Origin of the sequence: Streptomyces cahuitamycinicus (genome assembly GCF_002891435.1) — a bacterium.
GTDB classification, from domain to species: domain Bacteria; phylum Actinomycetota; class Actinomycetes; order Streptomycetales; family Streptomycetaceae; genus Streptomyces; species Streptomyces cahuitamycinicus.
The window spans coordinates 38,552-49,087 of record NZ_POUC01000013.1 but is presented as its reverse complement, the minus strand read 5'-3'; the positions used below and the strand labels follow the sequence as shown (position 1 = coordinate 49,087).

Annotated in this window: 10 protein-coding genes; 2 read left to right on the top strand and 8 right to left on the bottom strand. The window is 69.5% G+C overall.

Annotated elements, in window-relative coordinates; translation table 11 throughout:
* Nucleotides 1-1,216 precede the first annotated feature (1,216 nt).
* Together C1J00_RS03600 and C1J00_RS03595 are read left to right on the top strand one after the other, a co-directional pair.
* Nucleotides 1,217-1,915, top strand: a complete 699-nt coding sequence (locus tag C1J00_RS03600) for a helix-turn-helix domain-containing protein (RefSeq protein WP_102907566.1) — start codon at nt 1,217-1,219, stop codon at nt 1,913-1,915.
* Nucleotides 1,912-2,334, top strand: a complete 423-nt coding sequence (locus C1J00_RS03595) for a MarR family transcriptional regulator (RefSeq protein WP_234379763.1) — start codon at nt 1,912-1,914, stop codon at nt 2,332-2,334. Before C1J00_RS03600 ends, C1J00_RS03595 begins: the two co-directional genes overlap by 4 nt.
* A gap of 443 nt (nt 2,335-2,777) precedes the next feature.
* On the opposite strand, the gene C1J00_RS03590 is transcribed toward C1J00_RS03595, so the two are convergent.
* The 8 genes from C1J00_RS03590 to tap all read right to left on the bottom strand — a co-directional run bounded on the left by C1J00_RS03590 (nt 2,778) and on the right by tap (nt 10,458).
* Nucleotides 2,778-2,951, bottom strand: coding sequence for a hypothetical protein (locus C1J00_RS03590; RefSeq protein ID WP_245936174.1), 174 nt, complete (start codon nt 2,949-2,951; stop codon nt 2,778-2,780).
* Nucleotides 2,952-3,328: 377 nt separating this feature from the next.
* The gene (locus tag C1J00_RS03580) at nt 3,329-3,805 is read right to left on the bottom strand and encodes a hypothetical protein (RefSeq protein ID WP_102907565.1); all 477 of its coding nucleotides are present in this window, start codon (nt 3,803-3,805) and stop codon (nt 3,329-3,331) included.
* 188 nt (nt 3,806-3,993) lie between these two features.
* Nucleotides 3,994-4,209, bottom strand: coding sequence for a hypothetical protein (locus tag C1J00_RS03575; protein ID WP_102907564.1), 216 nt, complete (start codon nt 4,207-4,209; stop codon nt 3,994-3,996).
* Nucleotides 4,210-5,004: 795 nt separating this feature from the next.
* Complete coding sequence (locus tag C1J00_RS03560; protein ID WP_102907561.1) at nt 5,005-5,628, bottom strand: hypothetical protein; 624 nt, start codon at nt 5,626-5,628, stop codon at nt 5,005-5,007.
* A gap of 225 nt (nt 5,629-5,853) precedes the next feature.
* Nucleotides 5,854-6,447 carry a telomere-protecting terminal protein Tpg gene (tpg, locus tag C1J00_RS03555; RefSeq protein WP_102907560.1) on the bottom strand — a complete coding sequence of 198 codons (594 nt, stop codon included), beginning with the start codon at nt 6,445-6,447 and terminating at the stop codon, nt 5,854-5,856.
* Between the two features lie 136 nt (nt 6,448-6,583).
* Nucleotides 6,584-7,333, bottom strand: coding sequence for a transposase family protein (locus tag C1J00_RS03550; RefSeq protein WP_102907559.1), 750 nt, complete (start codon nt 7,331-7,333; stop codon nt 6,584-6,586).
* 368 nt (nt 7,334-7,701) lie between these two features.
* Nucleotides 7,702-8,259, bottom strand: a complete 558-nt coding sequence (gene tpg / locus C1J00_RS03545; protein WP_102907558.1) for a telomere-protecting terminal protein Tpg — start codon at nt 8,257-8,259, stop codon at nt 7,702-7,704.
* A gap of 3 nt (nt 8,260-8,262) precedes the next feature.
* On the bottom strand, nt 8,263-10,458 hold the full coding sequence (gene tap, locus C1J00_RS03540; RefSeq protein ID WP_102907557.1) for a telomere-associated protein Tap: 2,196 nt from the start codon (nt 10,456-10,458) through the stop codon (nt 8,263-8,265).
* Nucleotides 10,459-10,536 lie beyond the last annotated feature (78 nt).

The window sequence follows — 10,536 nt, the reverse complement described above, 5'->3', positions numbered from 1 at the left end:
GCTAGTCTCGGGGGCTCGGAGATGTGTATAAGAGGCACCCTTCGGGCTTCGCCCGAAGAAGCGAGTCGGGGCGCTCCGCGCCCCGACCGCTCCCGCTCCGCGTGAGCGGATGCGGCTCGCTCCGCTCACCGCCAGGCGGCACGCGCTCCGCGCGACCGCCAACCGCAGGGCAGGCGCCTCGCGTTGCGAGGCGCGGCCGGCCTCCGGCCAGCCGGTGGCCTCCGCTGCGCTCCAGCCACCCACGGTCGACCCGCCAACTCCCCTGCGGGCAAGGCGTGCCACGCTCCGCGCGGCCACCCACCGGGCTCACGCGCAAGCAGCAGCAAAAAGAGGGGAGGTGACGGAGGGTGCGGACCGGGACCCGGGTCAGGAGCGAGGCGATCCGTTCGGGTGACACCCCGTCCTATCTAGTGCTTCATTTTTAAGCACTAGATAGAGTCTGGAACTAGCAGGCCGCACCGCGCACGAGCAAAAGGGAGGCCCCTCACATTTTCGGATGCCGCTTTCTTGGGAAAACCCAGAATATGGGGCTTGAGAATCTGACCTATGAACTGACCCTAGCCACAGAAAGGAACCGCGGATATGGGAAACTCGAAATTCGGCGTGCGGAGGTACCGGAGCCGAACGGCCTCCAGGCCGGGCGGCGAAACCGAGTTCCGACCTCAGCCACGCCTTGCTGCTGCTTGTTCGTCACAGGCCGGCACCACCGAGACTCAGAGCCGCTGGTGCCGCCTACGGTCCGCAGCTGGCAGACGGAGCCGCACGCGAAGCCGCCTCAGCCACGACGGTGCCCGGCCCGCAGGTTCTCGTGCGACATCAGATAGGAGCAGAGCCCGCGTTTCTGCTGGTCACAGCGTTGCGCGTGGGGTGCTTGTGACTCCTCAGCAGTGACACAGGGCCCCTGATATGTCCCTTGTGGGTAGACACATCGCCCTTGAAAGGTCGGCAGTTCTGACGTTGCCACGCGCGGAAGGTCAGGAATCCCGACCTGTTGGCGCGCGGAAGGTCAGCGGTGCTGACTTTCCGCGCCGGAAGCCGAGTCCGCTGTGGCGCCCCCATACATGCCCGGCGCGCGGGAGTTCGTGCAGGAGTTGTGTCACCCCTGGGGGGACACAACACGCGCCGGAAGTCAGTAATGCCGACCTAGAGGTCAGAAGTACTGACCTTCTGCTACGTTGCTGCACGCCCGGGATCTTGGAACTTTGGAGAGCTGCTCGTGTCCGAGTCACAGCCCCGTCGGCGTGCCGCCAGACCCGCGCCCAACCCCGGCCTGGCGCCGGACGATCCGCTGCGGGTCTTCAGTGAGCGGCTCCGGAAGATCGATGGCCTGGACGATCTGGCGCGGGCGTACCCCGGCCGGGAGATCAGCATCGGTCGTCAGCGCCAGCAGCTGGAGTTCTACTCCGACCCGGACCGGCCCAACGCCTTCGCGATGGTGGCGCTGGAGTTCTTCCTCGTGATCGCCCAGTACTACCGCGAGGCGCTGCCGCTGCGGCTGATCCTGCTGCTGATCGCCGGGCAGAGGGCCGGCGGGCGGATCCCACTCACTCAGGACGACATGGCGCAGATCCTGGATGTGCCGCGCCAGAAGGTGAACGAGTCGCTGCGCGAGATCATGAGCCACGGCATCGTGATCAAAATCGGGCGCGGCGTCTACCAGTTCAACCCGCCGTACTCCTACGTCGCGGCCGAACTGGTCCGGCTGTCCGACGGGACTACCGAGTATGTTCAGGTGGACCAGGCTGACGCGCTCGCGGAGCTGCGGGCCGCGGCGCTCCCGGACCTGGTCCGGTTCCCCTCGCTGCAGCACATGCGCGAGGCGATCGAAGAGTTCCGCAAGGAGCGGGCCCGGCAACGCCGGGAACGGCGGGAGCGGTTCGAGGCGATGACGACGCAGAAGGAGGGCGATCGGTGAGCAGGGGCATGTTGGTCACACCGGTCAACGCGGAAGGCGTCGTCGCGGCCCTGGACCTGCCGGGGCCGGCCTACCGCGTCCTGTTCACCCTGCGCTCCCGCAGCGAGCCCGGCGGGCGTGTGGAGATGGGACAGAGCCAGATCGCCGCCCTGCTGGGGCTGAGCCGCCCCAGCGTCACCTCCGGCCTGCGCGAACTGATACTCGCCCGCCTGGTGAAGAAGCAGCGCAACGGTGTGTACCGGATCAACGCGATGCTTGCCGCCTACGAGACACCCGCCGACGCCCGGGCAGCCATCGACGCCATGGACCCCGCGGACCGGATGGACGACCCGCACTTCGTCGCCCGCTACCACCAGGCCGTCGAGGACTACCGCGAGCAGCTCGCCCGCGAACGGCGCAAGAAGCTACGCGTCGCCTGACCTCAGCCCCGGCCGGCACCACGGCGCTGCACCCTGCGGTGCGGCGCCGTTCGTGTGTCTGAGTGTCGGCGTCGACACCAAAGATCCCTGCCAGCGTGGGCAAAGGTCCCCGCGTACGGGGACAACCCGCGCGCTGCGCCCGTGTCGCCGTTACCCGCGCCCGCTGGTCGTGCTGGAGGGCTCCTCGAGGACCAGGCGGTGCGCGCCGCGGCTTCGGAATGTCATCGCTCTCCGGCCGGCCGCATCGGCGGCATCGGCGGCACGGTCACCACAGCCGCCCTCTTCTACCCGCTCGCAACGCAGCAGCGCCCCGGACAAGGGCGGAGCCCGGGGCGCTGCTGCGGGGTTCTCGGGAGGCCCTACGCCTCCACGTACGCGACGATCGTGATCGACCCCAGGGCCGTCACGTAGTAGATCACCCGCACGCCGTCGATGTCGTCGACCTAGTCGCGCAGCAGGGTGCCGGGCACCTCGGTGCCGAGCGCGGGGTTGACGCTGATCGCGACGATCGCGCGGTCCAGGCGGTGCGTCTCGTTGGCGGTGAGCTTCGCCAGCTGGGTGAGCGCGGGCTCCACCAGGATGACCCGGGAGCGCCGCGCGCCGTGCTCAGGCGACACGGGGCTCCCCGTCGGCGAGACGGGCGAGGTGGGCGTCGCGGGCGACCTCCCACGGCACACCGGACTCCGGCGAGGGGTAGCCGTTCTCTGCGATGTCCTCCAGGACGGAGGCGAGGACGTCGACCCGCGCGCGCTGGTCGACGTCCGTACTTGCGAACCGATTCGGCGGCGGATTCGTCGAGCGGCTGGCGGTCGGGCGCGGCGGCCGGCTCCTGGCTCATCGAGGGCTCCCGGGGCGTCATCTGGCGTGTGCTCTCACGGTATCGCCGGGGCGAGGCGCCGGTCTGCGGTACGGACGAAACCCGCCCGATGACACAGATCGGCGCCGATGACACAAACCCCGCGGCCCCGGCTGGACCCAGGACCCAGCAGGCCTACTAGCGGGTCTGACGCTCCTGCCGACTCAGCGGAGGCATCTGGACGACCTGGAGGAACTCCCACACCTCGCCGTTCTCGTCGACGCACTGCACGAGCAGCTCCAGGGGCTCGGCGGATCGCCCGTTGATGCGCACGGGTACCCCGATCGTCTGCCATCGGCGCAGTTGTCGCAGGACAACGCTGTTGCCGGAGCTCGGGTACTCGAAGCTGACGCGACGTGTCTCGCAGGTCAGCCTGCAGTGGGCGAGGTGGCTGGGTTCCAGCAGGCGCAGCCTCAGCCGCCAGGGGAACGCGCCGTTGAGAGGCGGGCCGGGCGCCATTTCCAGCTCGACCTGGGGCGTGCGCTCGTGCCGGTGCCGGGACATCTCGATGCGGGTCATCGTGCGGGCGCTGTCCGCTTGGCGCCGGGCGTACCAGGCGGCGCCCACCGCGACGAACAGGGCGAGCGAGGCGACGACGAGGCTGGCGAGCTCCACCGGTCGAATCTAGCCGAGGCCGGGTGGGCTGGGCAGAGCCCCAGCGAACGCGCGCGACGTTGCCGCCGGAGGCGACGAGGCACCGGCCGCGGGCCCCTAGTAGGGTGCGTGGCTGCCTGAGAAAGCACCGGACCCAGGACCCAGGTTCGTACGGGCAGCTGGGTCCCGGCGGGCGGGTCAGGCCGGGGTCATTGGCCGGCCTTTGAGAGGCCTTCCGCGAGCTGGGTGACGACGTCCAGAATCGACTTCCCGAACGCGGTCGGCGCGATCAGCACCCCGAACGTGAGGCAGATGACCACGGTCATCTTCTCGTCGAACCGGCTCCGGGAGTGGGTAGGGCGGCGCAGCTGCACGACGATGATGATGATGGCGAGCAGCACCGCCACGTTGATGGTCACGATCACGTGCCCGGACCTCCCGTAAGTCCACGACTGCCTTGTGAGCACCGCACGTTCACTCCGGTGTTCTTGTGTAGCGCGAAAGGACCAAGACCGCGCCCGGGTTGACGGGGGTTGGCGGCAAAGCGGCCCTCTTGGCTTGATTGCGCAGGTCAGGGACGCGGCAGGTGCGGGTGAGCGAGGCCTGCGGGAGGGGGTACGGACCGTGAACGGCGCAGCCGGCGCACTTCATACAGAACTGCTTCGGGACGCGCGGGCAGTGGCAGATGGGGTTGTGGTCGGGGTCGTCCTCGCCCTCGAACCATGGTTCGCCCAGCGGGGGCCGGTAGTCGACGTGGACCTCGCCGTCGGCCGTCAGGTCTTCGTACCGGGTGCCGCCGCCGGTCGACGTCACCCACGTGGCCGCGGTCGATGTGCTGCTGCAGCCAGGCGTCCTCGAGCGCGGCCGCGGCCTCCGCGGCGGTCATGCCGGTGGCGCGCCGGCGGACCCAGCCGCGGCCGACCTTCGCCCGGTCGACCGGCTGGCGGGGCGCGGCCGCGCCGGGCGCGGGGACGTCGGCGGAATCGGGGAACAGGGGTGCTCACACGAGCCTCCCAATCGTTGCGGAAACGGTGACGGGAAATCCGGCCCGCGCGGTGGGCGCGGCAGCCGTAGTGTGCCGAGGCACGGCAGTTGTCACCGGCAGAGCTGCTTGAGCTGGTGTAGGAGACCGGTCGAAGCAGCCTGATTGTCACCAGTGAGGCGCGCGGCTTGTCACAGGTCCTCGTTGAGGACCACCGTGACCGACCAGAAACGGCCTCTCAGTATCCCCAGCCGGCGTAGATGGTGACGTTCTCGCCGTTGTTCCTGGCTCCGACGCACACGTCACGCCAGTCGAGCAGCCAGCCGCTGGAGCGGCAGCTCTCCTGCTGGAGGCCCAGTTCGCGGATGATCTCCGGGCGGGACAGGCCGTCCCCGCTGGTGACCGTCGCAACGCGCCAGCAGCCGCCGGAACCGCAGCTGGTGCCTTCGTTGACCATGCTGATGCCTGGCGGCAATGAGGGGAGGGCCTTGGACGGCGGGGCGTCCGAGCCTTCGCTGATCATCAGCGCATACAGGAGGCCGGCCACGAGGGTGAGGGCGAACTGCATCCCCAGGAAGCCGATCGCTCCGTTGCGGCGGGGAATCCATTCCGGGGGAGGGGAGTCCTCGTGCCGGCCTTCCAGTCCCGCACCGCAGGCGATGAGCAGAGGCGCCAGGGCCGTGAACACGAGATGGGCGTCGGGCCCGGGGGCGTGGATCCAGCCCTGCTGGACACTGATCAGCAGACCGGCTCCGGCGAGCAGCGCGCCGCCGATCGCGAAGCCGACAGGGCGGGTGCGGGCGATCGTCGCCCAGACGGCGGCGGGCGCGACGGCGAAGAGTATCCCCAGGACGATCAGCATGCACGGGAGGACGTGCGGCCTCGAGCGCCCGGTTCCACACGGCCGGGGCTCACCTCAGGCCCGCAGGCCGGTCGTTCATGCCGTGTAGTACGGCGAAGTCGTCGTTGCCAAAGTCTCACCCGTGCGCACCTACGGCCTTGCCGGTGACAACGAGCCTGCCTATGTGACAACTATCGCGCTTCGGCTCACGTAGACAGGTTTATAGCAGCCCTGAATTCGGCGTGCCTAAAACTTGATATCGAGCCACTCCACGTCCGCGAATTGCACCTCCAGGCTCGCGCGCCTGCCACCGCCCTGGCGGAAATAGGCGTCCGCTATGGCTTCCGCAACCAGTGCATGCAGATCCTTGTCCGTCGCTCCGGACTCCTGTGCCGCCAGGATGGCGGAGGCGTGGGAGGGCGAGACAGCCACCATGAGGTCCCGCACCCGGCCCGCATCCGAGGTTCCCTCGGGGCCGAATCCGAAGTAGGCGCGGCAGGAGATGACGAACCCGCCAGAGGTGCCCGCGCGCTGCCTCGCCTGTGCCCTGACCTGCGGTTGCCGGTGTGACTCGGTCTCCTGCATCAGAGCCTCCTGGAGGCGCTTCTGCGGCGTCTTGGCTGCACCAGAGCGGTAGCGCTCCACGGTGCGGCGGGAGACGCCCAAGCGCTCGGCTACTGCTTTGGTGGAGCCCTTCGCGCGCGTGAGGAGGAATTTCATCCGGGCTTGCGCTGACTTCGGCGTCGGACGGGTGAACAGGGTCCGTTCCTCGCGTCCGAGGCCGTCGAAGGGCTTGTGCCGGAGCAGGGCCGACACCCTGGCGTGCTGCTGATCATCCATACCGAGCAGCGTCGGGCCCTACCCCTGTGGACAGAGGCCAGCGGCTGAACGAACTCTCGCTGCACGTCGGAGGGTTGACGCCGCAGGTCAATGGGTCTTGGGTGCCACAAGCTGTGATGCGCATCACTGAGCGTTTTCAGCGTTGACGCTCCAAGGTAAGGACGGCAGCGGCGATGACCGTCATGCGGTTGGGGCTGCAGCGGGCTCTGCGGAAGACGCGCCAGGACTTGAGTCTCGCGACGCTTCGTTCGACCGGTGCTCGTGCCGCTGACAGGGCCCGGTTGATCGTCCGTTGGGTCGCGGTGAGGTCCTGGTGCGGAAGACGTCTGATCGGCGTGGTCACCCAGGAGCCGGCCCCGATGTAGGCGCGGTCGGCGAGGATGGGCACGCCCTGGCGTTCACAGATCCGGATGATGCGGTGGGGGCGGGCCGCGGTCAGGTCGTGGGTGCGGCCAGGCAGGGCGGGCGAGATCCACAGCAGCTTGCCCGCAGGGTCGGCAACGACCTGCACGTTCACGCTGTGGCGGCGGTGCTTCTGGGAGAAGTCGGCCCGGCTGTCACCGACCCGGTCGCATTCGGCGAGCGTTCCGTCGAGCAGGACGTGATCGGGATCCGTTTCCCGCAGGACCCGCAGTAGTCCGGGCGCCCGGCGGGACAGATGGCCGACGACGGCGGTGACGTAGGCGTGGGCAGTGCCGACGGATATGCCGAAACCGGCGGCGATCTGGGCGAGGGTGTCGTGCCGGCGAAGGCAGACCAGGCCGACGAGAGCACGCTGGTGAGGCGGGAGCTTGCAGCGGCGGTCACCCTCACGGGTGACGATGAGCATGGTTACCCACTCGACCAGGGCGTGCGGGAGGTCGAGTGCGGCAGGATAGGGAACCAACGAGGTCCCTGCGCTGATGAGTCGAGACGTCGAACACCTCTCTCAACGGCACAGGGGCCTCGTGCGTTGCGGGAGGCCACCTCGTCACCCGACCGGTGGCCACTCTGAAAACGCTCACTCTTTTCCGGAAGCACATCGGCTAAACCCGTTAAACCAACTCCTCAAGGCGGAATCACTGTCGCACGCGTGTTTCTTCCCGCTGTTCCTGTTCCCGCCAGTGAGGTTCGGTGAGGGGAAGTGAGTCTGGCCGAGGCGTGACGGGCTTGAACTCGTCCTTCGTCCGGGCCCACCTGGTCCTCGCGGGAATGCGCACCGCCTCGCCTCCGGCAGCCTCAATGCCGGGGACGAGGCGTCTGCGCCGATCGGGCCTACAGCTCGATGTCGAGCCGTTCCACGTCGGTGAATTCCACGCCCAGCCCGTGCGCGCGGCTGTTGTTGGCGCGGAAGTACATCTGCGCGAGGCCGTCGGCGGCGATCTGCTGGAGCTGCTGCTCGTTGGCGCCCTGCTCGCGGGCGGTGAACAGGCGGTCGGCCCACTGAGGCGGCAGGGCCTGGGTGATGTCGCGGATCCGGGCGTCGTCGGTCGTACCACCGGCGGCTTCGAAGCCGAAACGGGCGCGGGTGGAGACGACCAGTCCACCCGTGGACGCCGCCTTCTTCCTCGCCTTCGCCCGGATCTGCGGCTGCCACCGCTTCTTGACCTCACGCTCTATGCGATCCCGGAGGTCGCGGCGGGGGCGCTTGAGCTTGCCCGCGACGTATCGTTCCACGGTGCGCTGGGAGATCCCGAGCGCCTGGGCGGCGGCCTTGGTGCCCTTGAGCTGCTTGACCAGGTACTTCATCTGCGCCTGGGCGCTCTGCGGGATGCGGCGGGTGAACGCCCCCTCCAGCGCGCGGTCCAGGCTCTCCCCGACCGAGTCGACCATGGGTTACTCCCCTTCTCCGGCGCTCTGGTCGGTCTTGATGAGGTTGGCGATGTTGAACACGCCGCCGCGCTCCTCGAACTGCGATTCCGCCCACAGGACGGTTTGGGTGCCCTGGTGCTTGACCATCCCTGGCGAGACCCCGAGCCGGAACGTGCCCGGCACCGGCTTGCCCTCGTCGGTGAGCGGCAGGATGTCCAGCGGGGACGGGCCGGGCGAGGGGTAGACGATCGCGTCGGTGCCGATCGCGACCGGGTACAGGTCGGCGGCGGCCGCCGTCTTCATCAGCTTGCGGTGCAGGCCGATCCGCTGGCTCGCCAGCACGGCGGCCCGGATGTCGGGACGCCACGTCTCCCGCTCCAGCGCCGGGTAGGGCTCGTAGTACGGCACCTGGCCCCGGCTGCGCTGGCGCAGCTTGCCGATGCCGCCCTTCGCCGTCGCCTTGATCGCGGTCTCCAGCAGCGCCATCGTCGGGTCGACCTGCTTGCGCCGCGCCATCGCGTCCAGGAACTCCTGGCCCCCGAGGCCGGTGGTGACGCCCATGTCGGCCATCGTCGCCACGTACGCGTCGCGCAGCCGCTTGTACCAGGCGTCCAGGTAGCGGCCGGTCTGGGTGCGCACGTACGCCTCGATCGGCGCGACGTCGAAGCCGAGCTCCATTGCGTAGCCGACGGTGGGCGTGGCGTACCAGGCCGGACCCTTAGGCCGTTCACCCTTCGGCGTGAACGGGCTCGGGAGCCGGTCACCGTCGACGGTGCGGCCGTTGATCCGGACGCGGGACAGGTCGACGTGGGACAGGTCGACCAGCCACGAGCCGGGCAGCGACGCGTCGAACTGCGGGTTGCCGGTCAGGTGGGTCGGCCCGTTCAGCCCGACCGTGAGCCCGTTCGCGGCCGCGGCGAACGACATGTTGATGTCGACCGTGACCAGGTACTGGTTCGCGCACTCCTCATCGGTCAGCGGCCGGCACCAGTCATAGGGCTCCTCCATCAGCATCTGGGCCGGGGTGCGCATGTGGTGCCGGGCGAACCTGTCCTTGAGGACCGGGTGTTCGTCGGGAACCTCGCACTCCACCACGGGATACAGGGCGGTGAGTGCGTCGTCGTTGAAGGCCCGCTTGAACTCGCCGGTGGCCTCGTCCTTCTCCGCCCGGGTCGGCGGGCGCAGCGCGACCATCAGCTCGAGGCCGGTCGTCGCGGTGGTGCCACGTGGCGTCATCACCCGCGCCGCGTACAGGCCGAGGTAGCGGGCGAGGTCGGCCGGGTGCATCGTCGGCAGCTGCGGGTCGTCCTTCTTGTCCCACTCCCGGGCGTCCAGCGCGTTCCACGGCAGGATGCACAGCTGGACGCAGCGCCGCTTGGATCCCTCGGGCTCGCGGTAGACGCGCGCCCACGGCCCGAAGCCGCGCTGGGTGAGCTGGAGGCCGGCCCGCTTGATCTGCTTGACCACCTTGTGGCTGTCCGCGATCCGTCCGTGGCGCCGCTCCTCCTCCGACAGGGCGGCGGGCAGGCCATAGCACTCCAGCGCGGACGCGGTGAGGACGAGGATCGGGTCGGCGTCGCGGCCGTTGCGGTGCAGCCGGGCCTGACCGAGCAGGGCTTCGGTCAGCGTCCAGTCGACCAGCGCCGGAATCGTCTTGGTGGGCACGTCCAGGACCAGGCCGCCGACGCAGTACGCCGACACCTGCCCGTCCTGGTCGGCGTCGATGACCGCGAGCGGGCCGTTCTCGAAGCGCGGGTCGACGGCGGCCGCCGTGGTCTTCTTCGCCACCGCCTTCTTCGCACCCGGGCGCCGCGACGACGGGGCGGGCCTGGCGGTGCTGCTCGCCTCCGCCTTCGGGCGGGACGGCGGCGCGGCGGCGGGCGCCGGGGTCGGCTCCGGGGCCGGGCCGGTGAACGCCTGCGGAACCACGGGTGCCGGGGCAGCGGCGGGCGCGTCGGCGGCCGGGGCGGGGAAGCGGGCGGCGAGGCCCTCGAGGAGCCGGGCGTACGCGGCGCGCTTCGGCGGCCGCGGTTCGGTCCGGCCGGTCTCCCAGTTCCCCACGGCCTCCCGGCGGGCGTCCAGCACCTTGGCGATCTGCGCCTGGCTCAGGCCGGCCGCCTCCCGCAGACGCTTACGCTCCGCGGGGACCGGCAGATCGTCCTGCGCGACTTGCTCCAGCAGCGCATCAACGGCGCTGAACAGCTCGTTCTCAGTGGACACAGAGGTCACCTCCGATAAGACATCCTATCCCAATCGCGCATTGTTTCGCGCATTGTTTCGCGCATTGTTTCGCGCGTT